General features: G+C 59.7%; 24 protein-coding genes. 15 read left to right on the top strand and 9 right to left on the bottom strand.

The features are described from left to right. The first annotated feature begins 12 nt into the window (after window positions 1-12). Entirely contained in the window at window positions 13-1,473 is a 1,461-nt protein-coding gene (dacB, locus tag AU074_RS16825; protein ID WP_076015666.1) for a D-alanyl-D-alanine carboxypeptidase/D-alanyl-D-alanine-endopeptidase, read from the top strand. 135 nt (window positions 1,474-1,608) lie between these two features. On the opposite strand, the gene AU074_RS16820 is transcribed toward dacB, so the two are convergent. Then, window positions 1,609-2,484: a helix-turn-helix domain-containing protein gene (locus tag AU074_RS16820; protein ID WP_076015665.1), complete on the bottom strand. Its 876-nt coding sequence runs from the start codon at window positions 2,482-2,484 to the stop codon at window positions 1,609-1,611. Window positions 2,485-2,621: 137 nt separating this feature from the next. Here AU074_RS16820 and AU074_RS16815 point away from each other — a divergent pair, with 137 nt between their 5' ends. Further along, window positions 2,622-3,533, top strand: a complete 912-nt coding sequence (locus AU074_RS16815; RefSeq protein ID WP_076015664.1) for a DMT family transporter — start codon at window positions 2,622-2,624, stop codon at window positions 3,531-3,533. A gap of 139 nt (window positions 3,534-3,672) precedes the next feature. Here the strand turns inward: AU074_RS16815 and norR are convergent, their stop codons facing one another. After that, window positions 3,673-5,217: a nitric oxide reductase transcriptional regulator NorR gene (norR, locus tag AU074_RS16810; RefSeq protein WP_076015663.1), complete on the bottom strand. Its 1,545-nt coding sequence runs from the start codon at window positions 5,215-5,217 to the stop codon at window positions 3,673-3,675. A 147-nt stretch (window positions 5,218-5,364) separates the two neighbouring features. On the opposite strand from norR, the gene hmpA reads away from it, so the two are divergent. The 8 genes from hmpA to queC all read left to right on the top strand — a co-directional run bounded on the left by hmpA (window position 5,365) and on the right by queC (window position 13,802). After that, the gene (hmpA, locus tag AU074_RS16805; RefSeq protein ID WP_076015662.1) at window positions 5,365-6,546 is read left to right on the top strand and encodes an NO-inducible flavohemoprotein; all 1,182 of its coding nucleotides are present in this window, start codon (window positions 5,365-5,367) and stop codon (window positions 6,544-6,546) included. A 236-nt stretch (window positions 6,547-6,782) separates the two neighbouring features. Next, window positions 6,783-7,289, top strand: a complete 507-nt coding sequence (locus tag AU074_RS16800) for a disulfide bond formation protein B (protein WP_076015661.1) — start codon at window positions 6,783-6,785, stop codon at window positions 7,287-7,289. An 801-nt stretch (window positions 7,290-8,090) separates the two neighbouring features. Next, window positions 8,091-9,032 (top strand): ubiquinol oxidase subunit II, encoded by a 942-nt coding sequence (gene cyoA / locus AU074_RS16790; protein ID WP_076015660.1) that lies wholly within the window; start codon window positions 8,091-8,093, stop codon window positions 9,030-9,032. Window positions 9,033-9,035: 3 nt separating this feature from the next. Beyond that, window positions 9,036-11,054: a cytochrome o ubiquinol oxidase subunit I gene (cyoB, locus tag AU074_RS16785; protein WP_076015659.1), complete on the top strand. Its 2,019-nt coding sequence runs from the start codon at window positions 9,036-9,038 to the stop codon at window positions 11,052-11,054. A 3-nt stretch (window positions 11,055-11,057) separates the two neighbouring features. Continuing rightward, window positions 11,058-11,684, top strand: a complete 627-nt coding sequence (locus tag AU074_RS16780) for a cytochrome o ubiquinol oxidase subunit III (RefSeq protein ID WP_008435616.1) — start codon at window positions 11,058-11,060, stop codon at window positions 11,682-11,684. Next, a complete protein-coding gene (cyoD, locus tag AU074_RS16775; RefSeq protein WP_003216374.1) occupies window positions 11,684-12,019 on the top strand; it encodes a cytochrome o ubiquinol oxidase subunit IV in 336 nt (111 codons plus the stop codon). The genes AU074_RS16780 and cyoD overlap by 1 nt, the downstream gene beginning before the upstream one ends. An 11-nt stretch (window positions 12,020-12,030) precedes the next feature. Further along, complete coding sequence (gene cyoE, locus AU074_RS16770; RefSeq protein WP_017480052.1) at window positions 12,031-12,918, top strand: heme o synthase; 888 nt, start codon at window positions 12,031-12,033, stop codon at window positions 12,916-12,918. Between the two features lie 191 nt (window positions 12,919-13,109). Next, window positions 13,110-13,802 carry a 7-cyano-7-deazaguanine synthase QueC gene (queC, locus tag AU074_RS16765; protein ID WP_076015658.1) on the top strand — a complete coding sequence of 231 codons (693 nt, stop codon included), beginning with the start codon at window positions 13,110-13,112 and terminating at the stop codon, window positions 13,800-13,802. A 36-nt stretch (window positions 13,803-13,838) separates the two neighbouring features. Here queC and AU074_RS16760 read toward each other — a convergent pair whose 3' ends face one another. Next, window positions 13,839-14,735, bottom strand: coding sequence for a queuosine precursor transporter (locus AU074_RS16760; RefSeq protein WP_076015657.1), 897 nt, complete (start codon window positions 14,733-14,735; stop codon window positions 13,839-13,841). Next, window positions 14,722-15,327, bottom strand: coding sequence for a helix-turn-helix transcriptional regulator (locus AU074_RS16755; protein ID WP_173860388.1), 606 nt, complete (start codon window positions 15,325-15,327; stop codon window positions 14,722-14,724). Before AU074_RS16755 ends, AU074_RS16760 begins: the two co-directional genes overlap by 14 nt. Before the next feature lie 278 nt (window positions 15,328-15,605). On the opposite strand from AU074_RS16755, the gene glyA reads away from it, so the two are divergent. The 5 genes from glyA to AU074_RS16730 all read left to right on the top strand — a co-directional run bounded on the left by glyA (window position 15,606) and on the right by AU074_RS16730 (window position 22,030). Next, a complete protein-coding gene (gene glyA / locus AU074_RS16750) occupies window positions 15,606-16,961 on the top strand; it encodes a serine hydroxymethyltransferase (RefSeq protein WP_076015656.1) in 1,356 nt (451 codons plus the stop codon). A 256-nt stretch (window positions 16,962-17,217) separates the two neighbouring features. After that, a complete protein-coding gene (locus AU074_RS16745; RefSeq protein ID WP_173860387.1) occupies window positions 17,218-17,754 on the top strand; it encodes a sugar dehydrogenase complex small subunit in 537 nt (178 codons plus the stop codon). A gap of 14 nt (window positions 17,755-17,768) precedes the next feature. After that, a complete protein-coding gene (locus tag AU074_RS16740; protein ID WP_076015654.1) occupies window positions 17,769-19,358 on the top strand; it encodes a GMC family oxidoreductase in 1,590 nt (529 codons plus the stop codon). Between the two features lie 3 nt (window positions 19,359-19,361). Continuing rightward, window positions 19,362-20,804 carry a cytochrome c gene (locus AU074_RS16735; protein ID WP_076015653.1) on the top strand — a complete coding sequence of 481 codons (1,443 nt, stop codon included), beginning with the start codon at window positions 19,362-19,364 and terminating at the stop codon, window positions 20,802-20,804. 149 nt (window positions 20,805-20,953) lie between these two features. Further along, entirely contained in the window at window positions 20,954-22,030 is a 1,077-nt protein-coding gene (locus AU074_RS16730) for a pyridoxal phosphate-dependent aminotransferase (protein WP_076015652.1), read from the top strand. A gap of 110 nt (window positions 22,031-22,140) precedes the next feature. Here the strand turns inward: AU074_RS16730 and AU074_RS16725 are convergent, their stop codons facing one another. The 5 genes from AU074_RS16725 to AU074_RS16705 form a co-directional block, all read right to left on the bottom strand. After that, window positions 22,141-22,845 carry a hypothetical protein gene (locus tag AU074_RS16725; protein WP_076015651.1) on the bottom strand — a complete coding sequence of 235 codons (705 nt, stop codon included), beginning with the start codon at window positions 22,843-22,845 and terminating at the stop codon, window positions 22,141-22,143. A gap of 102 nt (window positions 22,846-22,947) precedes the next feature. After that, window positions 22,948-23,202 carry a Txe/YoeB family addiction module toxin gene (locus AU074_RS16720; RefSeq protein ID WP_076015650.1) on the bottom strand — a complete coding sequence of 85 codons (255 nt, stop codon included), beginning with the start codon at window positions 23,200-23,202 and terminating at the stop codon, window positions 22,948-22,950. Then, the gene (locus AU074_RS16715; protein WP_076015649.1) at window positions 23,199-23,453 is read right to left on the bottom strand and encodes a type II toxin-antitoxin system prevent-host-death family antitoxin; all 255 of its coding nucleotides are present in this window, start codon (window positions 23,451-23,453) and stop codon (window positions 23,199-23,201) included. Before AU074_RS16715 ends, AU074_RS16720 begins: the two co-directional genes overlap by 4 nt. A 77-nt stretch (window positions 23,454-23,530) precedes the next feature. Next, complete coding sequence (locus AU074_RS16710; protein ID WP_076015648.1) at window positions 23,531-24,016, bottom strand: N-acetyltransferase; 486 nt, start codon at window positions 24,014-24,016, stop codon at window positions 23,531-23,533. Between the two features lie 39 nt (window positions 24,017-24,055). Next, complete coding sequence (locus AU074_RS16705; RefSeq protein ID WP_076015647.1) at window positions 24,056-25,258, bottom strand: pyridoxal phosphate-dependent aminotransferase; 1,203 nt, start codon at window positions 25,256-25,258, stop codon at window positions 24,056-24,058. Between the last annotated feature and the right edge of the window lie 123 nt (window positions 25,259-25,381).

Raw genomic sequence — 25,381 nt, 5'->3', positions numbered from 1 at the left:
AACTCGATACCGATGCAGTTGGGACGATGGATACACACCGGCGGACTGCTGCTGGGCTTGAGCGTGTTGCTGGGCGGTTGCGCCACGGCGCCGAAAAATTCCACCAGCGACACCCTCGACCAGTTGCTGGCCGACCCGGCGCTGCACGGTGCCAGCGTGTCGCTGATGGTGCGCGATGCCCGCAGCGGCAACACGCTCTATCAACACAACCCACGCACACGGCTGACTCCGGCTTCCAGCCTCAAGTTGCTGACCACTGCGGCGGCGATGGATGTGCTGGGGCCGCAGTATCGGTTTTCCACGCAACTGTTGAGCGACGGCACCCGCCAGGGCGCGGTGCTTAACGGCAATCTCTACCTGCGCGGCCTGGGCGACCCGACGATCCAGTGGGCGGATTACCAGGCGTTGGCGGCCAGTCTGGCGCAGCAGGGCATCCAGCAAGTGCAGGGCGACCTGGTGTTCGATGACACATTCTTCGACGCCGAGCGTCTGGGCACCGATTGGTCCCAGGACGATGAGAGCACCTACTACGGCGCGCAGATTTCGGCACTGACGGTGTCGCCCAATGACGACTTTGATGCGGGCTCCCTGCTGGTCACGGCCAAGGCGCCGGTTACGGCAGGGCGTCCGGTAACTGTGGATATCAGCCCGGCGACCGATTACGTGCAGATCGGCAACCGTGCCATCAGCGGCGCGGGCAACAGCTACGGGATCAATCGCCAGCATGGCACCAACCTGTTGCGCCTCAGTGGCGCATTGGCGCCGGGCAAGCAGAGTCGGCAATTGGTCAGCGTGTGGGAGCCGACGCAACTGGTGGCCAATCTGTTTGGGCAGGCATTGGCGCAGCAGGGAATTGCCGTGCAAGGGCGTCGGATGATCGGAGGTGTGACGCCGACCACGGCGACAGTGCTCGCGATGCATGAGTCAGCGCCGTTGCAGGAGCTGATCACGCCGCTGCTCAAGCTTTCCAACAACAACATGTCTGAAGCACTGCTCAAGACCATGGGCCGCAAGACGGTGAATGCCGGTACGGCACCTGCTGGTGTGGCCGCAGTAGCGGGTTTTTTGACGCGCCAGGGGATTGATACGAGCACGTTGAACCAAGTGGACGGATCGGGGTTGTCCCGACGTAACCTGGTGTCGTCGCAGAACCTGACGGACGTGCTGCTGGCCGCAAGCAAACAGCCCTGGTTCGACGCCTGGTACAACGCCTTGCCGGTTGCCGGTAATCCGGTTCGGATGGCGGGCGGGAGCCTGCGCTATCGCCTGCGGGGCACGGCGGCGGAAAACAACCTGCACGGCAAGACCGGCTCCATGAGCGGCGTGTCGTCGTTGACCGGTTATGTCACCGATGCCAAGGGACGCAAGTTGGTGTTTTCGATGGTGACCAACAATTACGTGGTCGCAGGTGCGCGGGTCAAGGCATTGGAAAACCGTCTGGCCACGGCGCTGGCCAACAGCACGGACTATTGAGCACCGAAGATCAAATGTGGGAGCGGGCTTGCTCGCGAATGCGGTAGATCAGTCAGTACATGTGTTGACTGTCACACCGCCTTCGCGAGCAAGCCCGCTCCCACATTGGTCCCGTGCAGTCAGGCTGATTGCATTTCAAGGCAGGAACGCTTGCCGGTATTCCCCGGGCGTCGCGCCCATCGCCTGGCGGAACCGGTTGGTAAAGTGGCTGGCGCTGGAAAATCCGCACGCCAACGCAATCTCTCCCAGCGGCAATGACCCGCCACGCAACAACTCCCGGGCGCGGGCCAGGCGCCGCGCCAGTAGGTACTGGTGGGGCGGCAGGCCAAAGCTCTCGCGAAACATCCGCGCGAAGTGGTACTCCGACAAGGCGCACAAGCCTGCCAACTGTCCCAGGCTGATTGGCTCGGCCAGTTGCTGGTCGATGTGCTCCACCAATTGCCGACGCTGATGGGCGGCCAGCCCGCCTTTCAAGCGCAAACCCTCACGCATTCCCACCTGGCTGAGCAAGGTATGGCTGAGCATTTCATGGGCCAGGCTGCTGGTCAGCAGGCGCTCGCCGGGCTCTTTCCAGTTCAGGCTGATCAACTGGTGAAAGCGCCGGGCCTGCTGCGCGTCGTCGAGAAACGTGCTCTCACGCAACTGCAACTCGCGGGGTTCACGGTCCAGCAATGTCACGCAGCCCAGGGCGAATTGCTCCGGGCTGAAATACACATGGGCCAGGCGGATCTCGCCGTTGATCACCCACGCCGACTGATGATCGGCCGGCAGGATGCACAGCTTGTCCGGGCCGCCCTTGGTGCCGGGCTGGTCGCGGCGAAAGGTGCCGGTGCCGCCGCCGATGTAGCAGGACAGGGTGTGATGGTCGGGAGCTTCGTAATCCTGGGCGTCGTGATGGTTGCTCCACAAGGCTGCAGACAAGCCGTCACCGAGCTCGGCGCACAGCTCGAGGCGAGCGTTGGGCGAGCGGTTGAGGGATTGAAAGACTTGCAGGGTTTCCAGTGGCGGCATATTCGTACTCTCTGACAGCTTGCATCCTACGCCCAGCGGCGATTCCTGTGATCCCTGCAGCCGACAAAAGCGCAAGAATGTGCAAGAGGCTTTGTGTCGCCCGGGGCGAAACTGTGGCTCAACCTTCGGAGCCCGCCATGAACCTTTTCCTGTATTTACTCACCGTACTGATCTGGGGCACCACCTGGATTGCCCTCAAATGGCAACTGGGCGTGGTAGCGATTCCGGTGTCCATCATCTATCGCTTTGGCCTGGCGGCGCTGGTGCTGTTCGTGATGCTGCTGCTCAGTCGCAAGCTGCAGGTGATGAACCGCCGTGGGCATTTGATCTGCCTGGCCCAGGGGCTGTGCCTGTTTTGCGTCAACTTCATGTGCTTCCTGACGGCCAGCCAGTGGATTCCCAGCGGGCTGGTGGCGGTGGTGTTCTCCACCGCGACGTTGTGGAACGCGCTGAACGCCCGGGTGTTTTTCGGCCAGAAGGTCGCACGTAATGTGTTGATGGGCGGCGGCCTCGGGTTGCTGGGCCTGGGGCTGTTGTTCTGGCCGGAACTGGTGGGGCACACCGCCAGCCCGCAAACCTTGCTCGGCCTGGGTTTGGCGCTGCTCGGCACCCTGTGTTTTTCGGCAGGCAACATGCTCTCGAGCTTGCAACAGAAGGCTGGGCTCAAGCCGCTGACCACCAATGCCTGGGGCATGGCCTATGGTGCGTCGATGCTGGCGATGTACTGCGCGGTGCAGGGCATTCCGTTCGACATGGAATGGAACAGCCGCTACGTCGGTTCGTTGCTGTACCTGGTGATCCCGGGTTCGGTGATTGGGTTTACCGCCTACCTGACCCTGGTCGGCCGCATGGGGCCGGAGCGGGCGGCATATTGCACCGTGCTGTTCCCGGTGGTGGCGTTGAACGTCTCGGCGTTTGCCGAGGGCTATCAGTGGACAGCGCCGGCGTTGGTGGGGTTGGTGCTGGTGATGCTGGGGAATGTGTTGGTGTTTCGCAAACCCAAGGCTGGCGCGCCAATCAATCCAATCTACAAGGCGAAGCAGGTCTAGTGTGGGAGCTGTCGAGCCCAAGCGAGGCTGCGATGCAGGCGCTGCGGTTTTGCAGGTGCACTGCGGTGATGCCATCGCAGCCTCGCTAAAGCTCGACAGCTCCCACATTTGATCTCCTTTGCCTGGGAATCACCGTTCGCTACTTCAGGCCCAGGCGCTTGGCCATCCGTCCCAGGTTGGCCCGGTCCAGGCCCAGCTCGCGAGCGGCGCTGGCCCAGTTGTGCTGGTGGCGTTCCAGACAGGCGCTGATGACCTGGCGCTGGTAGTTCTCGGTGGCCAGGCGCAGGTCGCCGGTGACGTCCGGCACGGGGTCGGGCTGCTCTTCGAGCGGTGGCACGGTGGCGTTCGGCAAGTCCAGGTCCGCCGCGCTAAGGCTGAGAATCTTTGGCCGTTCCCGGCAGTTGCCCAGCGCTTTCAAGGCGCTGCGGCCGATCAAGTGTTCCAGTTCGCGCACATTCCCCGGCCATGTATAAGCCAGCAGTGCCGCCTGGGCATCGCTGGTCAGGCGCAGGCTGCCCAGGCCCATGCGTGAACGGTTCTGTTCAAGGAAAAATCCCGCCAGCAACAGCACATCGCGACCGCGCTCGCGCAAGGCAGGGACTTGCAGCGGGTACACACTCAAGCGGTGATAGAAGTCGGCACGATAACGACCGCTGCGCACTTCTTCGGCCAAATCGCGGTTTGTTGCGGCGATCAGGCGCACATCCACCTGATGCTCCTTGTCAGACCCGAGGCGCTGCAACTGGCCGCTTTGCAGCACCCGCAGCAGCTTGGCCTGCACGGTGAGGGACAACTCACCCACCTCATCGAGAAACAGCGTGCCGCCATTCGCCAGCTCGAACTTGCCCCGGCGTTCGTTCAGCGCGCCGGTAAACGCCCCGCGCACATGCCCGAACAGCTCGCTTTCCACCAGGGTTTCCGGCAGGGCGGCGCAGTTGAGGCTGATCAGCGGTTTCTCGGCGCGGGATGAGGCGGCGTGGATCGCCTGGGCGACCAGCTCTTTGCCGACGCCGGTCTCGCCGGTGATCAGTACGGTCAAATCGCTGCCGCCCACCAGGTTGATTTCTTCCACCAGGCGTTTGTGGGTCTTGCTCTGGCCGATCATCTCCTTATGCTGCTGGCCGCTGGCCTGGCGGTAGATTTCGGCCCGCTGGTGTTCGTCTTCGGCCCGCAGCGCCAGGCGTTCGATGCGTTCGGCAACATTCACCGTTGCGGCGGCGAGGCTGGCGAAGGCTTGCAGGGCGTCCAGTTCCACCCGTTCGAAACGCTCGGTGTCGAGGGCGTCGAGGGTCAGCAGGCCCCAGGGCTGGTCGTCGACGAACAGCGGGCAGCCCATGCAGTCGTGGACTTCCAGGTGCCCGTGCAGGCCGTCTACCAAACCGTCATAGGGGTCGGGCAGTTCGCTGTCGCTGTCAAAGCGGGTGGGGCCGGGGCTGCTCAGCAGCACACCAAAGCGTGGATGTTCGCTGACCTTGAAGCGCCGGCCGAGGGTGTCGGTGCTCAAGCCATCCACCGCCAGCGGCACCAGCCATTCGCCGTCGAGGCGCAGCAGGGCGGCCGCGTCGCAGGGCAACAGGGCGCGCATGGCCTGGAGCAGGCGCCGATAGCGCTCGCCTTCGGGCAGTTCGCGGGACAGGTCGGCGACCAGGGGCAGCAGGGTGGTGAGCAGCGGCTTCGCAGTCATAATGACTCCTTGTAGTCATAGTGACTATAGTGTGTAGGAGGTCATACTGACTACATTAAATTCAAATTACTGATTTATAAGGTTTTATTAGTTGGCATGAATACTGAGTAACAAAGGGTAATCAGTAAGAAGACTCAGGAGTCTGCCATGCTTAGTGCCCAAGACCGTGCCATCGTCAAATCCACCGTGCCCCTGCTGGAAAGTGGCGGCGAAGCCCTGATCACCCATTTCTACCGGATGATGCTGTCCGAGTACCCGGAAGTTCGCCCGCTGTTCAACCAGGCCCACCAGGCCAGTGGCGACCAGCCTCGGGCCCTGGCCAATGGCGTGCTGATGTATGCCCGGCATATCGACCAGCTGGATCAGTTGGGCGACCTGGTGGCGAAGATCATCAACAAGCACGTTGCTTTGCAGATCCTGCCGGAGCACTACCCGATTGTGGGCGCCTGCCTGCTGCGGGCGATTTCCGAAGTGCTGGGCAGTGAAATCGCCACCCCTGAAGTGATGAGCGCCTGGGGCGCTGCCTATGGCCAACTGGCCGACATCCTGATCGGTGCCGAAGCGGCTATCTATAAAGAGAAGGAAGAGGCGCCGGGCGGCTGGCGTGGTGCGCGGCTTTTCACCTTGGTCAAGCGGGTGGAGGAAAGCGCGGAAATCATCTCGTTCTACTTCGCGCCTGTGGATAACGGCCCGATCCTGGCCGCCGAGCCCGGGCAATACATCGGCATGAAGCTGGTGCTGGAGGGCGAGGAAGTACGCCGCAACTATTCCCTGTCGGCGCGTGGCGACTCTGGCCAGTACCGCATCAGCGTCAAGCGCGAGGCCGGTGGCCGGGTGTCGAACTACCTGCATGACCAGTTTCAGGTCGGCGCGACCATCGATCTGTTTCCGCCATCGGGGGAGTTCACGTTGGCGGCCAGCGACAAGCCCCTGGTGCTGATCAGTGGTGGCGTAGGCATCACGCCAACCCTGCCGATGCTGGAAGCGGCCCTGGCCACCGAACGTCCGATTCACTTTATCCACTGTGCGCGTAATGGCGGCGTGCATGCGTTCCGTGAGTGGGTGGATGGCTTGGCCGCGCAGCACCCGCAGCTCAAGCGCTTCTATTGCTACGCCGAAGATGATGGCGTGAGCCCAGCGGCAGACACGGTCGGCATGCTGAGCCAGGAGCAACTGGCGGCGTGGTTGCCGCAAGAGCGTGATGTGGATGCGTACTTCCTGGGGCCTAAAGGCTTCATGGCGGCGATCAAGCGTCACTTGAAGGCTTTGGGTGTGCCGGAGCAGCAGAGCCGGTATGAGTTCTTTGGGCCGGCGTCGGCTCTGGAATAACCCACCCTCCCTGTAGGAGCGAGCTTGCTCGCGAAGAACGCAAGGGCATCGCGTATATCCAGAATGTACGCGTTATCGTTGACGTTTTTCGCGAGCAAGCTCGCTCCTACAGGGGGCATTAATCTCCTGTTAATGCCTCCTGTTTAAACCTCCTCACGCCAACTGCTCAACTTTCACCGTCCGCGTGTAAACTTGCGGCCATTGGCACAACCAACATTGGCTAAAGGGAAACGGGGATGATCGACGAATTGCGTTTGGGCAGGGAGCGACGCTTTCTGGTACTGCTGGGCATTATCTGCCTGGCGCTGATCGGCGGGGCGCTGTACATGCAGGTGGTGTTGGGCGAGGCGCCGTGCCCGCTGTGCATCCTGCAACGTTATGCCTTGCTGCTGATCGCGATCTTCGCCTTCATCGGTGCCGCCATGCGCACCACCCGCAGCGTCACGCTGTTTGAAGCACTGGTGACACTCAGCGCCCTCGGGGGTGTCGCCGCCGCCGGCTATCACGTGTACATCCAGTTCTTTCCGAAGGTCAGCTGCGGCATCGATGTGCTGCAACCGATTGTCGATGGCTTGCCGCTGGCTTCAGTGTTCCCCCTGGGTTTCCAGGTCGACGGTTTCTGCGAGACGCCTTACCCGCCAATCCTCGGCCTGTCCCTGGCGCAGTGGGCGCTGGTGGCCTTTGTGCTGACGGTGATCCTGGTGCCACTGGGCATTTACCGGAATCGCCAGAACAAAGCCTGAGCCGTAAACAATCAAACGCCCGGGCCTTCCTAATAAAGAAGGCCGGGGCGTTTTTGTTTGTAGGCATTTTGTGAAGGGACCGTGACGCGGGGCAAGTTTGGGTGTGCGCAGCGTGCGACATGTTGTCACACGGGAGCTGTCGCAGGACGATTCTCACGCCAGTAAACGCGGCATAAATTTGCACAAGGCGGCGTTTTGTGGCTGTCAGTTCGTCGTTTGGCCGGCGCCGCGAGCAGCGTGAGGTACGCGACATTGCCTGATGTCCGAATGCCTTGTTTTTAGGGGACTTGGATCAGTTTTCGATGCCCTTACAGCCTGTAGGGAATGTGGCAGAACGCCCAATAACACGGCAATTTTTGTGGTTTTTGTCGAGAATCAAACGCGATACGATCGCGGACCTTTGCAATAATGGTGAAGGATTATTGCTGGAAACGATAAAAATTATTTCTGGATAAGACATGGTTTATACATCGCTAGCTAACTACAATCGCCCGCACTGAATGTCCGGTGCTGCTCACCCCTGAGCAAACTAGGGCGGTCGAGAAGCGGATGTAACGTTTCATGCGACCCCAGGTGCCGGCAGCCTTTCAACTATCCGCACCAAATGGAATTGGTCTGTAACAAGGCCTTTGACCAACGAATTCGAATAAGAACTCACCGCTAGCCCGGGACGTGTCGATTCGCGCAAGGTGCGACGGGCAGGCCCTTATTCAATCGAAGAGAAATGCCAACCCTTGGCAGGGTGAAGTGTTGGCGATCAAAACCCAACTGCATTGCGCAAGCTGCTTTAGAGGTCGTGAGATGAGTAAAAACAGGTACCCCCGATTACTAGGCTTTTTGCCGCTGCTCGGCATGATGTTAATGCTGGGAGGCTGCAAGTGGACCTTGCTCGACCCTAAAGGTCAGGTCGGTCTGGATCAACGCAACCTGATCATCACCGCCACCCTGCTGATGCTGTTGGTCGTGGTGCCCGTGATCATCATGACGTTCGCTTTCGCCTGGAAATACCGCGCGTCGAACACCAGCGCGACCTACGCGCCGAAGTGGTCGCACTCCACCAAGATCGAAATCGCGGTGTGGCTGGTGCCGATCCTCATCATCATCGCCCTGGGTTACATCACCTATAAGTCGACCCATGAGCTGGACCCTTACCGTCCGCTGGACTCCGACGTCAAGCCGATCAACATCGAAGTGGTCGCGCTGGACTGGAAGTGGCTGTTCATCTACCCGGACCTGGGTATCGCCACTGTGAACCAGATCCGGTTCCCGGAGAACACCCCGCTTAACTTCCGGATCACCTCCGACGCCGTGATGAACTCGTTCTTCATCCCTGCACTGGGTGGCCAGATCTACGCGATGGCAGGCATGCAGACTCGCCTGCACCTGATCGCGAACGAGAAAGCTGAAATGGAAGGCATCTCCGCTAACTACAGCGGTGCTGGCTTCACCGGCATGAAATTCAAAGCGATCTCGACGAGCCAGGAAGATTTCAACGCCTGGGTAGCCGAAGTCAAGGCCGCACCTAAACAGCTTGATCAAGCTGAATACGATGCCCTTGCCAAACCAAGCCAGAACAACCCAGTCGCCCTGTACTCCACGTACGAGCCGGACCTGTTTCAGAAAATCGTCGACAAGTACGAAGGTATGAAGCCAGGCAAGCCGGTCAAGCACGAGAAGAAAGAAGTGGCCGCGGTTGAAGGTTCTGACACGGGCTCGCATTCAACTGCTGGGGCAGAGGAGTAAACGATGTTTGGTAAATTAAGTTGGGATGCGGTCCCGTTCCACGAGCCGATCGTGATGGTGACCATCGCCATGATCGCGCTGGGTGGTCTGGCACTGTTTGCAGGTATCACTTACTTCAAGAAGTGGACCTACCTGTGGACCGAGTGGCTGACTTCGGTCGACCACAAGAAAATCGGTGTCATGTACGTCATCGTTGCCATGGTCATGCTGCTGCGTGGTTTTGCCGACGCCATCATGATGCGTACCCAGTTGGCCATGGCCACCGAGGGTTCGCCTGGCTACCTGCCCCCTGAACACTATGACCAGATCTTCACCGCTCACGGTGTGATCATGATCATCTTCATGGCGATGCCTTTCTTCACCGGCCTGATGAACCTTGCCTTGCCGCTGCAGATCGGTGCGCGTGACGTTGCGTTCCCGTTCCTGAACTCTCTGAGCTTCTGGCTGCTGGTGTCCGGCGTGGTACTGATCAACCTGTCCCTGGGCGTCGGCGAATTCGCCAAGACCGGTTGGGTTGCGTATCCGCCGTTGTCGGGCCTGGCCTACAGTCCGGGCGTGGGTGTGGATTACTACATCTGGGCGCTACAGTTATCAGGACTCGGGACGACACTGACGGGGGTCAACTTCCTGGCCACCGTCTTGAAAATGCGCGCCCCTGGCATGAAGCTGATGGACATGCCGATCTTCACCTGGACCTGCACCTGGGCCAACGTACTGATCGTTGCATCGTTCCCGATCCTGGCTGCAACCATGGCGTTGCTGTCGCTTGACCGTTACCTGGATTTCCACATTTTCACCAATGAACTTGGTGGCAATCCAATGATGTACGTGAACCTGTTCTGGGCATGGGGTCACCCTGAGGTGTACATCCTGATCCTGCCAGCGTTCGGTATCTTCTCTGAAGTGATCTCGACCTTCTCGGGCAAGCGCCTGTTCGGTCACCACTCGATGATCTACGCCTCGGGCGCGATCTCGGTACTGGGCTTCATGGTTTGGCTGCACCACTTCTTCACCATGGGTTCGGGGGCCAGCGTCAACGCGTTCTTCGGACTGGCGACGATGCTGATTTCTATCCCGACGGGGGTGAAGCTATTTAACTGGCTATTCACCATCTATCACGGTCGTCTGCGTATCACCAGCCAGGTTCTGTGGACCCTGGGCTTCATGGTGACCTTCGCGATCGGCGGCATGACCGGCGTACTGCTGGCCATCCCGGGTGCTGACTTCGTACTGCACAACAGCCTGTTCGTAATTGCTCACTTCCATAACGTGATCATCGGCGGCGCAGTATTCGGCTACATCGCAGGTTTCAGCTTCTACTTCCCGAAAGCGTTCGGCTTCAAGCTGCACGAAGGCTGGGGCAAGGCTGCATTCTGGTTCTGGATCTCGGGCTTCTTCGTCGCATTCATGCCGCTCTATGCTCTGGGCTTCATGGGCATGACCCGTCGTCTGAACGCCACCACCAACCCTGAGTGGGTACCGTACCTGTACGTTGCCATGTTCGGTGCGGTGATGATCGCTGTCGGTATCGCCTGCCAGTTGATTCAGTTGTATGTCAGCGTGCGTGATCGCAAGCAGAACATGTGCGAATCCGGCGACCCATGGAATGCTCACACCCTGGAATGGTCGACCTCGTCGCCACCGCCGTTCTACAACTTTGCCGTACTGCCGAAGGCCGACAGCATCGATCCGTTCACTGAAGCCAAGGAAGACGGTACTGCGTACCAGAAGCCAACGCATTACGAGCCGATCCACATGCCTAACAACACCGCTACCGGCGTTGTGATGGGCGCGCTGTTGACCGTGTTCGGTTTCGCGATGATCTGGCACATCTGGTGGCTGGCCATCGTCAGCCTGGTGGGCACCATCGGCTACTTCATCGTTCACGCTGCCCGTGATGACCAAGGCTACATGGTGCCGGTCGACGTGATCGAACGCATCGAAGCCGAGCAACACGCTCGCCTGGTTGCCGAGAAGAAGATCCCGGCCAACCGTGTTGAAACCTCGTTGGAACAGGCTTAAACCATGTCGAACTTAGTGACCAATGCTGGACACGCCCATGTCGATGACCATGGGCACGATGACCATCACCACGACTCGGGGCCAATGACCGTCTTCGGTTTCTGGCTCTACCTGATGACCGACTGCATCTTGTTTGCGTCGATCTTCGCGGTGTACGCGGTACTGGTAAACAACGTAGCGGGTGGCCCGTCGGGCCACGACATCTTCGAACTGCCCTACGTGCTCGGCGAAACCGCCTTGCTGTTGTTCAGCTCGATCACCTACGGCTTCGCCATGCTGGCCTTCTACAAGGGCAGCAAGAAAGGCGTCCTGAGCTGGTTGGCACTGACCTTCCTGTTCGGCCTGGGCTTCATCGGCATGGAGGTCAACGAGTTCCACCTGCTGATCTCCGAAGGTTACGGCCCGCACCGTAGCGGCTTCCTGTCGGCGTTCTTCACGCTGGTAGGGACCCACGGTCTGCACGTGACTGCCGGTCTGATCTGGATGGCGACCATGATGTATCAGGTCAACAAGCATGGCCTGACCAACACCAACAAGACTCGCCTGAGCTGCCTGAGCCTGTTCTGGCACTTCCTGGACGTGGTCTGGATCTGCGTCTTCACCGTTGTCTACCTGATGGGGACTCTGTAATGGCTAATGCACATTCCCATGACAGCCACGATGACAGCCACGGCAGCGTCAAGTCGTACGCCATCGGCTTCATCCTGTCGGTCATCCTGACGCTGATCCCGTTCGGCCTGGTGATGTACCCGACCTTGCCGAAGTCGATCACCTTGATGATTGTCCTGGCGTTCGCGGTGATTCAGGTTCTGGTTCACCTGGTGTACTTCCTGCACCTGGACCGCTCGAAGGCTCAGCGCGATAACGTGATTGCGTTCGTGTTTGCAGGCTTGGTGATCCTCCTGCTGGTTGGCCTGTCGGTATGGATCATGTTCAGCATCCATACGTTCATGATGGCGAAGTGAGGTAAGACCCGATGTCGCTTAAGCACTTTATCCAAATCACCAAACCGGGGATCATTTTCGGTAACGTGCTTTCTGTGGCAGGCGGTTTCTTCCTGGCCTCCAAGGGGCATGTCGATCTGGCCATTTTCCTGGCAGCGATGATCGGCACGTCCCTGGTGGTAGCTTCCGGTTGTGTATTCAACAACTGTATCGACCGCGATATCGACATCAAGATGGAACGCACCAAGAATCGTGTGCTGGTCCAGGGCCTTATCTCCCTGAAGCTGGCACTGATCTTCGCGACCGTTTTGGGTATCGCCGGCGTGGTGTTGTTGTACAAGGTGGCCAACCCGCTGGCGGCGCTGTTTGCCGTTATCGGTTTTGTCATCTACGTTGGCTTCTACAGCCTGTACCTCAAGCGCAAGTCGGTTCACGGCACGCTGGTGGGCAGTCTGTCGGGGGCGATGCCGCCGGTGATTGGTTATGTGGCTGTGACCAATAGCTTCGACATGGCCGCGCTGGTGCTACTGGTGATGTTCAGCCTGTGGCAGATGCCGCACTCCTATGCCATCGCGATCTTCCGCTTCAATGACTACCTGGCTGCCTCGATTCCGGTTCTGCCGGTCAAGCGTGGCATCAAGGTTGCCAAGAAACACATCCTGCTCTACATCCTGGCCTTCCTCGTGGCGACCTTGATGTTGACCTTCAGTGGCTACGCCGGCATGAGCTACCTCGCCGTTGCCGCCGCCATGGGCATGTACTGGTTGTACATGGCCTGGACCGGCTACAAGGCGGTGGATGACACCGTCTGGGCACGCAAGCTGTTCGTCTTCTCGATCTTCACCATCACCGCCTTGAGCGTGATGATGTCCCTGGATTTCCAGGTGCCGAAAGAGTTGCTGCTGACGTACGCCCACTGAGTGGATGAAGTAGAAAAAGCCCCGCCTTCGTGAGAAGCGCGGGGCTTTTTTGTAGGCGCGAGCTTGCTCGCGAAAAACCAGAAGGCGCCGCGTTAAACCAGATACGCTGCGTTATCATTGACGTTTTTCGCGAGCAAGAACTAGGCGTCCCCCTTGCTCCTACACATGTGATAAATGCAGGAAGCAGAATGATGAAGAAAAAAGCCGTTATCGTATTCAGTGGTGGGCAGGACTCGACAACCTGCCTGATCCAGGCACTGCCGCTGTATGACGAGGTGCACTGCATTACCTTCGATTATGGCCAGCGGCATGTGGCGGAAATCGAAGTCGCACAGAAGCTCGCAAAACAGCTGGGTGCCACCGTTCACAAGGTGATGGATGTCTCGTTGTTGAACGAGCTGGCCATCAGCAGCCTGACCCGCGACAACATCCCGGTACCTACGGTGAACAGCTCAGGCGAGAGTTTGCCGAGCACCTTCGTGCCGGGCAGGAACATTCTGTTCTTAACCTTGGCGGCGATCTACGCCTATCAGGTCAAGGCGGAAACCGTGATCACCGGCGTGTGTGAAACCGACTTCTCCGGCTATCCCGATTGCCGTGACGAGTTCGTCAAGGCACTGAATAAAGCGTTGCAGCTGGGCATGGAATACGACGTGCGCCTGGAAACCCCGCTGATGTGGCTGAACAAGGCCGAGACCTGGGCCCTGGCGGACCATCACAACCAGCTGGACTTGATCCGCAACCAGACCCTGACCTGCTACAACGGCATTATCGGCACGGGCTGTGGCAACTGCGACGCGTGCAACCTTCGCGCACGTGGTCTGAACGACTACCTGGAGAACAAGGCAGCCGTCATGCAGAGCCTGAAAAGCAAACTGGCGTGATGTTGATCGTTCCCACGCAGAGCGTGGGAACGATCATCAGCTGGCGTGTGGTTGGGTCTGGGTATCGCCCGTGATGTAGCGTTTGAACAGCGAGCGGGCGCCATAGGCCGGCAGGATGTTGATGAAGGCAAAGCAGACCTTGATCGCGATCTGCACGTAGATCATGTTCAGGATGTCGCTGGTCTGCATGGCGCCGTAGAACGCGATGAAGCAGAACAGGAAACTGTCGATAATCACCGCGAAGAACGTACTCAGGAAAATGCGCAGGAACAGGTACTTGGAGTTGGTCAGCTCTTTGATCTTGCACAGCAAGTACGAGTTGATGTTCTCCGACACCAGGAACGAAACCGAGGAGGCGATCAGCACCGACGACACCTGGATGATCACGTCGTTATACGGCCCATCGAGTTTCCAGCCTGGCAAGCCGGGGAGGAAGGTCGAGCCGTAGAGCAGGATGATGATCATCGCGTTACTGGCAAACGCAAACAGGATGGCCCTTCTCGCCAGCCGGAGGCCGAATTGTTCGTTGAGCAAGTCCACGATCAGAAACGTCAGCGGGTAGAGAAACGTGCCGGGTGTGACGATGATGCCCAGCGATTCCAGGTAAATAGGTTTGGTCGCTGCAATGCTGGTGAAGATATAGAACGTAAAGAGCAGCAGGTTCAGGATGATATAAATCATCCATGAGTTCTCGTTGCGGTCGTTGATGTCATACGCGGTGAGCGCTCCGCCTTGCGAATAGAACTTCTTGTACATGTTCTTGACTTCCATTTTATTTAAATTGTCCATGATTTCGCTGTTCAGCACTTCGCTCAGCTTTATCCGAATGATCTTGCCCGTGGCGATCACCATGATCACCGCCAGGCTCTTGTCATTCTCAAAACCCAGTAATTTATATTTACTGTTCTCGACTTCGTTCTCATACGTTGTCATTGAAGCGCTCCTCGATGATATCTCCCACCACACAGATACGATCCGAGCTGATACACGCTTCATCCGTGATAAATAGTTTTTTGCTGACTCTGTCGTAGACCAACTTTTCCTTGTCGTCGCTCGACGTGCCTTTCTGCACGATCAACAAATCCCCCGGCTCGTTGACGCCGGCAATTTCATGCTCCAGCAGCACAGCGATCAAGTTATAGGAAGTGCCGAAGTAGTAAGTCAGCGGGTACAGCGTGGCCAGTTCGCCGATGCGCTTGTCCATGCTTGCCATGACCTGGCTTTGCTTGATGATCGGCACGGCGGCGGGGTTCATATTTCCCTGGGGGGAAATACTGCTGTCGATGATCTCTTTTTCTTCAAAGTCGAGGGTCTCGATTTCTTCATAGGACACGCCAAAGAAATCCGAGATCTTGCGGATGGTGGACTGCTGAACGTTGACGACCTTGCCTTCCAGAATGTTGTAGATCGTGGTTCTGGTCAGGCCGGCCGAGTTGCACAACGACAGCTGCGTTTCTCCGCGGCTTTTGATCAGGTATTTGATATTGCTCTTCAAATACTCGGTGCGTTCTTTTCTGTGAATCAAATGCCCACCACTTCCTTATGTTTTACACAGAGCGTCCATGTTGCGCTGGGTCGCGTGCTTCGCCGCGGCGCGAAGTGTTGCATGCGCCCGCTACAAGAATAAAGACCGTCATCAGTTTTTTGGCGATTGGCCATCACCCAGCCAGGAAATACCGCCTCTTGTCCCCCTGCGTGCAGCCAAAAAGAATCATTTAATTTGGAAAATGTTCATTTTTCTGCTTAATTGCCCTGCGCTGAATGGAAAGGCGAAGTCGATTTTCAGGGAAGGAACCCAAGACTATGACAGTCAACACGCAACCACTTACCCACCAGGCCGGCCTGCTGCAACGAGGGCTGGCGGATCTACGTGCAGAGGACGCGGAGCTGGCGGGGCTGCTGGATGCGGAAGTCATGCGCCAACACCAAACCTTGTCATTGGCCGCTTCGTCCTGTGCAGTGAAACCGCACATCCTGGCGGCGTCCGCCTCACTGCTGGTCAATGTGACCGCCGAGGGCGCCCTTGGCTGGCGCCATCACGCCGGGTGCGAGAACGCCGACCGGGTCGAAGCCCTGGCTGTCCGCCGAGCGTGTGAGCTGTTCGGTGCGCACTACGCCGGCGTGCAATCACACTCGGGGTCGACTGCGATCTACCAGGTGCTGGCGGCCTTGCTGGAGCCGGGAGACACGGTGCTCGGCATGGCCACCGATCACGGCGGGCACCTGAGCCATGGCAGCCCTGTCGCGTTCACCGGGGCGTACTACAAGGCGCTCAGATACGGCACCACCTCCAAAGGCGTTATCGACTACGAACAGGTGCGCACACTGGCGCTGGCCCATCGCCCGCGCGTGATCATCTGCGGGGCGACGGCTTACTCGCACGTCATCGATTTCGAGCGGTTCCGCGGGATTGCCGACGAAGCCGGGGCGATCCTGCTGGCGGACATTTCGAGCATCGCCGGCCTGGTCGCTACCGGGCGTCATCCGAGCCCGATCGACGCGGCTCATGTCACCACGCTGTGCACCCACCAGCAGCTTGGCGGCCCTCGCGGCGGTCTGATTCTTTCCGGTCGCGACGCTGAAACCAAGGTGCCCGGCCTTAAAGCCACCTTCAGTCGTCTCCTCGACCAAGCCGTATTTCCACGAATGCAGGGCGCACCGGCCTTCAACATGATCGCGGCAAAGGCGGCGGCGTTCGGCTACGCCATGTCAGCGGATTTCGACGCCTGGATGGCGCGGGTGCGCACGACTGCCGACGAACTGGCCAATGCGTTTCAGGCCTGCGACTACGAGGTGGTAGGCGGACGCAGTGAAAACCACTCGGTGCTGATCCGCTTGCGTGGTGGCATCACCGGTTCCATCGCCCAGGCGGCCCTGGAGCAGTGCGGCATCATCGTGGATAAACATCGCGCACCGGGGGAGACGCGACCGTCATTCGTCGCTGGCGGGCTGTGTATCGGCACCGGCTCAATGGCGCAACGCTACATCGACGCTCCCGGATGCCGTCAGGTCGTCGAGCTGGTGTGCCGGGTACTCGATGCCGTCACGCCCCTCAACGAGCACAAGTTCACCCTTGATCCCAATGCTCAGGAATCCCTGCGTTTGCAGGCCCAAACCTTGTGCGCGAAGTATCCTCTCGCGGATTACCTGCACAACTGAGCGAGTAGCCAAGGGGATGTTTCATATTATTGCGGGATAAATTGCTGTACGGTGTTTAAGCGGCTGTTATAGACGGTCGCGTTATTGCTCATATCCATAATTAACAAGCTGCATGACAGCTTGGCGTTCTCCTGGCAGTTATAAAAAGGGCTCTTAAAGTCCGTTCAACCTCCGTGAACGAAGTACTCAGCCTTTTGCAGTGAAGTCGAACTTGGCCTCTGCGCCGATAGTTGTTCGACTCATGAGGAGATACCCCGTGATAACCCGAAGAAAACTCCTGTACTCAGGCGCAGCCTTGACCGGTGCCGGCCTGTTTGCCCCGCTGTGGGCCGGTGTTGCGTTAGCGCAGGAAGTCAGCAGTGCCGCCAGCGACGACATCGAATCCTTCCGCCAATTGTCGATGTTCCTCCTCGAACGCCCGAGCCTGGATGCCGCCTTGTCCTTGCGCATCCTGGCCCAGTGCACCCAGAACGACCCCGAGTTCCCCCAGAAGATGAAAGCCTTGTGGGGGAAGGTTGGCCAGCATCACCTGCGCAGCGTCGGCCAGTTGTCCGGCAGCCCGTTCTACCGCGACCCGGCGATCAAGGATACGACGCAGAAAATCGTTTCGGCCTGGTACCTGGGCTACACCGGCACGCCGGTGTCCCTGCGCGCCACCGACGGCACGCGGCTGGTGACCTTCACCGGCGCGCTGGCCTACCAGCCGACCGCGGACGCCACGGTGATCCCGACGTACTCCCGGGGAAAAACCAATTACTGGGTTAATCCCCCGGCCACGCTGGCCAACGACTAAGACAAGGCACTTATATGAATCAGGATTTTGACGCCGATGTCATTGTGGTTGGCTCCGGCGCATTAGGCAGTAACGCAGCATTTGAATTGGCCAAACTCGGCAAGTCGGTGATTATTCTGGAAGCGGGTGAACATATTCCCCGCTGGAAGATAGTCGAGAACTTCCGTAATTCGTCGAACAAGGGCAATTACAACTCACCGTATCCGAATGAGCCGTGGGCCCATCATTCTTATGATGAGCAATACATCGAGAACACCGGTTCTTTCGAGTTTCGCCCCGGCATGTTGAAACTGGTGGGCGGCACTACCTGGCACTGGGCGGCGGCGTGCTGGCGTTACTTGCCCAACGATATGAAGCTCAAGACGCTCTACGGCGTAGGTCGTGACTGGCCGCTGGAATACAGCGAACTGGAACCCTATTACGTACGTGCGGAAATTGCCCTGGGCGTGTGCGGCAGCGACACCCAGGACCAGAGCGGGCAGGGCGGCGGCGCTTTCCCGCCGCGCTCAAGCCCCTATCCGATGGCGCCTGAAGGCGATACCTACCTGTTCCAGCGCCTGCGTGAACGCATGGCCCCGGCCGGTTATCACTTTATCCATGAGCCCAACGGCCGTGCCACCGAACCCTACGACGGGCGCCCGGCGTGCAGCGGCAACAACAACTGCATGCCGGTCTGCCCCATCGGTGCGATGTACAGCGGCGACGTGCACGCCCGCCATGCGGAACAGGCCGGCGCCAAGCTGATCACCGACGCCACCGCCTACAAGCTGGAAAAAGGCGCGGACGACAAGATCGTCGCCATCCATTACCGCAGCTCCACCGGCGCCGATGTGCGGCTCACCGCCAAGTACTTCATCGTTGCCGCCCACGGTCTGGAAACCCCCAAGCTGCTGCTGATTTCCGAGGTCGCCAACTCCTCCGACCAGGTCGGTCGCAACCTGATGGACCACACTGGCCAAGGGCTGCAATTTATCGCCGACGAGCCGTTGTGGCCAGGACGCGGGGCGGTGCAGCAGGGCGGGATATTCAATCGGCGCGACGGTGAGTTCCGCAAGGAACGGGCGTCGGTCAAACACTCGATCTCCAACAACGTGCCGAACATTGCCGTGGCCAAGCGCCTGATCGCCCAAGGCGTGTACGGCAAGGAACTGGACGAGCGCATCCGCCACGACGCGGCGCGCTGGGTTGATGTCTCCACCGTCTACGAAACCCTGCCGCTTTCGACCAACACCGTGCGCCCGAGTCGCACGCGCAAGGACGCCCTGGGCATTCCGATGCTGGTGGTCAACTACGAGGTGGGCGATTACGTGAAGGCGGCCAAGGCCGGTGTCACCGAAGACTATGCGCACTTTGTGCAGCTGATGGGTGGCACGGTGGTGGAAGACAACACCGGCTACCAGAACCGCGACCACCTGATGGGCACCGTGATCATGGGCGCCAACCCCAAGGACTCGGTGGTCAACCACGAGTGCCGCACCCACGACCACGCCAACCTGTTCCTCGCCACCACCGGGGTGATCCCGGCTTCCGGCACCATCAACCCGACCCTGGCCGGCGTGGCGCTGAGTATCCGTATGGCCGACATCATTGCGCGGGAGTTCTAGGTCATGGGATTGCTTAAATTTCCGCTGCTGGCCTTGCTGCTCACCGCGTTGCCGGTGTTTGCCGCTGAAGATACGGATGCGCTGATCGAGAAGGGCGCCTATGTCGCCCGTGCCGGCGATTGCGAAGCCTGTCACCGCACCGCCGAGCATGGCGGCGCGCCGCTGGCCGGTGGGTATGTGATCGACTCGCCCATGGGCAAGATCATCTCCAGCAACATCACCCCGTCCAAGGCCTACGGCATCGGCGACTACACCGAGCAGCAACTGGCGGACGCCTTGCGCAAAGGCATCAACGCCAAGGGCCAGCACCTGTACCCGGCGATGCCTTACACCTCGTACCAGGGCATGAGTGATGACGACATCCACGCCTTGTACGTGTACCTGCAACAGGGCGTCAAAGCCGTGGACCAGCCGGTGCCGGAAACCCACCTGGCGTTCCCGTTCAACATCCGCCAACTGATGTTCGGCTGGAACCTGGTGTTCCTCGACAGCCAGGGTTTTGTGCCCAAGCCCGGCGCCATCGAACAGACCAGCCGCGGCCAGTACCTGGTGGACAACCTCGCCCACTGCGGCGCCTGCCACACCCCGCGTAATGCCCTGATGGCCGAGGACAACAGCCAGTACCTGGCCGGCGCCAAACTGGGGGGCTGGGTTGCGCCCAACATCACCTCCGACAAGGTCAGTGGCCTCGGCGACTGGAGCGAGGACGACCTGGTCAACTTCCTGAAAAACGGTCACCTCGCCGACAAGGCCCAAGCGGCAGGCGGTATGGCCGAAGCGGTGGAAAACAGCTTCCGTTTCCTCAGCGACAGCGACCTGCACGCCATGGCCGCCTACCTGCGCAGCGTGCCGCCGATCCGCGATCCCGGGCAGACCGAGCGGGTGGTGCGCGACGTCAAGCCGGTGGACATGAGCGCCTTGGAAACCGGCCAGGGCGATCAAGCCTCACTGGCCGATGCCACTGGCCTGGATGGCGCACGCCTCTACAACTCGGCCTGCTCCAGCTGCCACGGTCGCGATGGGCAGGGCTCGGCTGACAAGTTCTACCCGTCCCTGAGCCTCAACACCGCGCTCAACGGCAACCAGGCCAACAACCTGGTGATGGCAATCATTGCGGGCATCGACCGTAAAGGTGCCGATGGCGCAGTGAACATGCCGGCCCTGGGCGGCGACCTGAACGATGCGCAAATCGCCGCCATCGCCAACTACAGCCTGCAAACCTTCGGCAACCCGGCGCTGAGCGTCAGTTCCGAAGAAGTGACCAGCTTGCGTCGCGGTGGGGACGCGCCGTTGTTGATCACGGCGATGCCGTATTTGCTGTGGGGCGGTGGCCTGGCGTTGCTGGTGCTGATCATCGTGCTGGTGTTGTGGCGGCGTCACCACCAACACCTGCGGGCAGTGGAGGCCAAGCGGATTGCGTTGAACCGGCGTTTTCATTCCAACTAGCCAGAAACGCAAAAGCCCCGCCTTCGGTAAGAAGTGCGGGGCTTTTTGTTGGGCGGGTAAATCACCGGATGTTTTCCTCGTCATACCCAACTGTAGGAGCGGGCGCGAATTCCGCACCTGAAGCTGCGAGCCGACAAGGAGAAGTCATCATGGTCAACGTGAGTCGTCGTTCCCTGATCGCACTGGGCGCGGCCTTGCCGTTGCTGGGGCGCCTGGACTGGGCTGAAGCAAGCCCCGCGGTGGCGGCGCCCGAGGTGCTGCTCAACTACAACGAAAGCCCCTACGGTCCTTCGCCGGCCGCGCGGCAGGCGATGCAGCGCGGTATTGCGGCCTCGGGGCGCTACCCTTATCCGGACATGTACGCCCTGGCCGAAGCGTTTGCCCAACAGCAAGGGATTTCGGACGAGCATGTGGCGGTGTTCGCTGGCTCCATGGCCGCGTTGCGTTACGCGGTGCTGGCGTTTACCAGCGAAACCCGCAGCCTGGTGATGGCCACGCCATCCTACGAAGTACCGCGCCAAGCCGCCGAGTCGCGTAAGGCCCCGGTGCACGAAGTAGACCTCACCGCCGACCACGCCCATGACCTCCCCGCGATGCTCGCCGTTGACCGTCAGCCTGGCCTGATCTACCTCTGCAACCCGAACAATCCCACCGGTACCCTCACACCCACCAAGGCCATCGAGCAGGCGCTGGCGAACAAACCCAAAGGCAGCATTTTGCTGGTGGACGAGGCTTACATCGAGTTCAGCGATGCCCCCAGTTGCGTGGCGTGGGTCAAGGAGCATGACGACTTGCTGGTGCTGCGTACGTTCTCGAAAATCTACGGCTTGGCTGGCGCGCGCCTGGGGCTGGCGATCGGTCATCCGGCGCTGCTGGAGCAACTGGCGGTGTTTGGTGGGGATAACGTGCCGGCGGCCGCCAGCTTGCTCGCCGGCCGCGCCAGCCTTGCGGATGCGCAACTGGTGCCTGCACGCAAGGCGCTTAATACCAGGTTGCGGGATGAAACGGTGGCCTGGTTGAGCGCACGGGGATTCACGTGCACGGCGTCTCACAGCAACTGCTTCATGATTGATGTGGGGCGGCCGGCGGAGCAGGTCATCGAACGGTTGGGCGGGCAGGGCGTGAAGATCGGGCGGGTGTGGCAAAACTGGCCGCAGTGGGTGCGGGTCACCGTGGGGAATGCTGATGAGATGCAGCGGTTTCGCGAGGTGTTCAGTTCCTTGTAGCAGCGAGCTTGCTCGCGAAAAACTTGAGAGCGCCGCGTCAAACCAGACGCGCTGCGTTTTCGTTGACGTTTTTCGCGAGCAAGCTCGCTCCTACAGGGGGCCACCCGATTTTACTGCTGGGCGATGCTGTAGCCATCAAATGCAGTCTGCTGCTGCAGCGCAGTGATGATGCTTTTACGCGTCAGCGGCTGTTCGGCGCCCGAGTTATCCACAAAGGTTTCAACTTCCAGTTCAGCCTCATCACCTTCACCGACAAAGCTGAAACCAAGGAACTCAAACGCTTCACGGTCGACGCTCGGCTTGGAACGCGGCGAACGCATCGGCAGGGTGACGCTGATGCCGTCCTTGCTGATGGCGAACACTTCCGCTTCCTTCTTCGGCCGTGAAGCCTTGCCTTTGCCGGCGCTCGGGTTGCTGATGGCCTGGTGGGTCTGGTTCAGCACCTTGAGGGCCAGGCCGTAGACCAGCTCCTGGAACTCCGGGTCGTCCTTGAAGCTGGACAGGATGCGGCTGATGGAGAACTTGGTGTTGAGGTCTTCCAGGGCGGCGTTGTCGGCGGCTTCGGCGTCCTTGAGCTGCTTGAGCTCGCCCATCAGGTCGTAGGCCTTGTCATCGTCGAAGGCATCGTGGGCCTGGCGGATGGCCACGCGCAGCTCGCGGATCTGGTCGCTTTCCTTGGAGGTGTGGAACGCGTCCAGCACCATTTCACTGATGGTCTTGGCCGCCGGCACGTGCTGTGAAAGATTGATGGCGTTTTCGTATTCAGCTTTGGACTGCAAGGCGACTACGGATTCTTCGGTACGGGAATCAGACATTGAAATTTCACTACTTCAGTAAACGGGGAGACGGGAAAAGCGTCGCGCATTTTCAGCGGGGAGGGGGATCAGGTCAAGGCAGGATCCTGACGGTAAATGGCGTCAATAGTGATAGCGACACATGAGGATCTGTATTTCACCATCCTCAATCCCGTACACCAGACGATGTTCCGCTGTGATTCGCCGGGACCAGAAACCACTGAGGTTATGTTTGAGTGGTTCTGGTTTGCCAACGCCGTCAAAAGGATCACGCTGGATCGATTTGATCAGTAAGTTGATGCGTTTGAGCCCAGCCTTGTCGTTTTGTTGAAACCAGAGGTAGTCGTCCCAGCCTTCAGGCGTAAAGAGTATTTTCATTCTTCAATCAACTGCCTCGGCTTGGCCTTTCCGGCTCGCAGGCTGTTGATCGATTTGATCAAGCGTTCCGCGTTGTTGGGAGAGCGCAGCAGATAGGCCGTCTCTTCAAGAGCGTTGAACTCTGAGAGAGAGATCATGACCACCGGTTCACCTTTTTGCCGGGTCACCAACAGAGGGGCACGATCTTCGTTTACCCGATCCATCGTGTCCGAGAGATGGGCGCGTGCATTGGTGTAGTTGATAGTTTCCATAATTGAGTCCTCGCTTAATGGCTGAAACGTACAGAAATACGTACAGGTCATCAAGGGGCATCTTACCAACGGTTGATTTAACCGAGGCGCTTGCCCATTTCGAAGGCGCGTTTTTCGTAGCCCAATTCCTCGTACAGCCGCTGCGCCGGTTCGTTGAAGGCCCAGACGGTCAGGCGCAGATCACCGGCGCCCTGGCGGATGGCCCAGCGCTCGGCGAGCGCCATCAGTTCACGGCCAATGCCCTGGCCACGCTGGGCCTCCAGCACGCAGATCGAGCCGATCCTGGCAACACGTAGCGGCTGCAACAACGGGCTGGCGGTCTCGATGATTTGCGCGGTGATAAATCCAACACCAACGCCGTGCTGCTCGGCAAGAAATACCGCCTGAACCCGGCTGGTCAGGCAGGGCCGCCAATGGGACTGGTCGCGCTCCACCTGATCGGTGGCGTCACGGTAGATATCGGGCCGCTCCTGGTGGTGCAGGCGGTTCAGCGGCTGGCCCAGCACGCACAGGGTGTGCAGGTCGTCCAGGTGGGCCTGGCGATAGGTCAATCCTTGAGACATGGCAGTCCTTCGAACGGGGCAAAAGGCGTTTTATGCCCGTTATCGGCGATCACGTAAAGGCACGGCGTTGGCCCCAAGCCCCTCGACGAAGCCGGCAATGCGCCGGCAAGCTTCCTTGAGGGTGTCATCGGCGACGGTAAACGAAACCCTTACAAACCCTTCGGCGCTGGCGCCAAAGGCCTGGGCATCAAGCACCGATACGCCGGTCTGGCGATACAGTTGCCAGGCGAATTCCCGGCCGGTGAGCCCGGTGCGGCGTACGTCCACCAGCATGAACATGCCCGCCTGGGGGATTCGGCAGTCCAGCTCGCTGATTGCACTCAACTCGTTCACCACCAGATCACGCCGGCGCCGATACACCGCGCGGGCATCGCTGACCACGGCCTCATCCAGTTCCAGTGCCTTGATCGCCGCCGCCTGGATAAACCCTGGCAGGCCATAAATCATGCACAACAGCAAGTTTTCCAGATGGCTGATCAAGGTGGGCGGGCCCGCCACCCAGCCTACCCGCCAGCCGGTCATGGCGTGGCTTTTCGACAGGCTGTTGAGCACCACCGTCCGTTCGGCCATGCCCGGCAAAGCGCTGATGCTCAGGTGTTGATCGTCATAAATGAGCTGCCCATACACCTCATCGCAAATCACCCAAAGGTTGTGCTCGCGTGCCACTTCGGCGACGGCTTCCAGCTCTTCGCGGCAGTAGACGTTGCCGGTGGGGTTGCACGGTGTAGCGAGGGCGATGCCCCGGGTCTTGTCGGTAATCGCGGCTTGGAGCGCGGTGCGGGTCAGGCGAAAGCCGTTGGCGGCTGGTTGTTCGACGGTGGTAATGCGTGCCCCCGACGCATGGACACAGGCTTCGTAGGTCAGGTACATCGGCTCCGGCACCAGCACTTCATCGCCGTGGCTGAACAGGCACAAGCAGGCCGCGAACAGGCCATTCTGCGCGCCGGCGACCAGGGCGATATTGTCGGCGTGCACCGCAATCCCTTGCAGCAGGCTCTGCCGTGCGGCGATGGCCTCCCGCAGTTTTGGGCGGCCGAGCACATGGGTGTAGTGGGTGTCGCCAGCGCGCAGGGCGTCCACGGCGGTTTCACAGATCGCGCTGTGTGTGGCGAAGTCCGGGTCGCCGACACTGAGCACAATCACGTCTTCGCCACGCAGTTGAGCTTCGGCGGCGGCGTAGTGAATATCCCAGGCACTGACGGATTCGCCGCCAATGCGCCCCACAAAGGGTGAATAACGCATCCTTGCTCTCCTCGCCGACATCGATGCCCGCGTCAATTAGTCAATTTCAGTTCCACTGTAGAACATGCCGTCTGATCTACATCAAGGGCCACGCGCAAAAAATCCGCTACAACGAAGCTGGGG

The sequence above is a fragment of the Pseudomonas sp. ATCC PTA-122608 genome (genome assembly GCF_001952855.1).
Taxonomy (GTDB): Bacteria; Pseudomonadota; Gammaproteobacteria; order Pseudomonadales; family Pseudomonadaceae; genus Aquipseudomonas.
This window is presented reverse-complemented; position numbering and strand designations above follow the sequence as displayed.

Coding starts and splice junctions, on each gene's coding strand:
- AU074_RS16710 (WP_076015648.1), bottom strand. CDS start 24,016: ATGTCTCAAGGATTGACCTATCGCCAGGCCCACCTGGACGACCTGCAC.
- AU074_RS16820 (WP_076015665.1), bottom strand. CDS start 2,484: ATGCCGCCACTGGAAACCCTGCAAGTCTTTCAATCCCTCAACCGCTCG.
- AU074_RS16730 (WP_076015652.1), top strand. CDS start 20,954: ATGGTCAACGTGAGTCGTCGTTCCCTGATCGCACTGGGCGCGGCCTTG.
- AU074_RS16705 (WP_076015647.1), bottom strand. CDS start 25,258: ATGCGTTATTCACCCTTTGTGGGGCGCATTGGCGGCGAATCCGTCAGT.
- AU074_RS16725 (WP_076015651.1), bottom strand. CDS start 22,845: ATGTCTGATTCCCGTACCGAAGAATCCGTAGTCGCCTTGCAGTCCAAA.
- AU074_RS16800 (WP_076015661.1), top strand. CDS start 6,783: ATGATCGACGAATTGCGTTTGGGCAGGGAGCGACGCTTTCTGGTACTG.
- cyoA (WP_076015660.1), top strand. CDS start 8,091: ATGAGTAAAAACAGGTACCCCCGATTACTAGGCTTTTTGCCGCTGCTC.
- AU074_RS16760 (WP_076015657.1), bottom strand. CDS start 14,735: ATGACAACGTATGAGAACGAAGTCGAGAACAGTAAATATAAATTACTG.
- AU074_RS16715 (WP_076015649.1), bottom strand. CDS start 23,453: ATGGAAACTATCAACTACACCAATGCACGCGCCCATCTCTCGGACACG.
- AU074_RS16740 (WP_076015654.1), top strand. CDS start 17,769: ATGAATCAGGATTTTGACGCCGATGTCATTGTGGTTGGCTCCGGCGCA.
- dacB (WP_076015666.1), top strand. CDS start 13: ATGCAGTTGGGACGATGGATACACACCGGCGGACTGCTGCTGGGCTTG.
- glyA (WP_076015656.1), top strand. CDS start 15,606: ATGACAGTCAACACGCAACCACTTACCCACCAGGCCGGCCTGCTGCAA.
- norR (WP_076015663.1), bottom strand. CDS start 5,217: ATGACTGCGAAGCCGCTGCTCACCACCCTGCTGCCCCTGGTCGCCGAC.
- hmpA (WP_076015662.1), top strand. CDS start 5,365: ATGCTTAGTGCCCAAGACCGTGCCATCGTCAAATCCACCGTGCCCCTG.
- queC (WP_076015658.1), top strand. CDS start 13,110: ATGAAGAAAAAAGCCGTTATCGTATTCAGTGGTGGGCAGGACTCGACA.
- AU074_RS16780 (WP_008435616.1), top strand. CDS start 11,058: ATGTCGAACTTAGTGACCAATGCTGGACACGCCCATGTCGATGACCAT.
- AU074_RS16815 (WP_076015664.1), top strand. CDS start 2,622: ATGAACCTTTTCCTGTATTTACTCACCGTACTGATCTGGGGCACCACC.
- cyoD (WP_003216374.1), top strand. CDS start 11,684: ATGGCTAATGCACATTCCCATGACAGCCACGATGACAGCCACGGCAGC.
- AU074_RS16720 (WP_076015650.1), bottom strand. CDS start 23,202: ATGAAAATACTCTTTACGCCTGAAGGCTGGGACGACTACCTCTGGTTT.
- cyoB (WP_076015659.1), top strand. CDS start 9,036: ATGTTTGGTAAATTAAGTTGGGATGCGGTCCCGTTCCACGAGCCGATC.
- AU074_RS16735 (WP_076015653.1), top strand. CDS start 19,362: ATGGGATTGCTTAAATTTCCGCTGCTGGCCTTGCTGCTCACCGCGTTG.
- cyoE (WP_017480052.1), top strand. CDS start 12,031: ATGTCGCTTAAGCACTTTATCCAAATCACCAAACCGGGGATCATTTTC.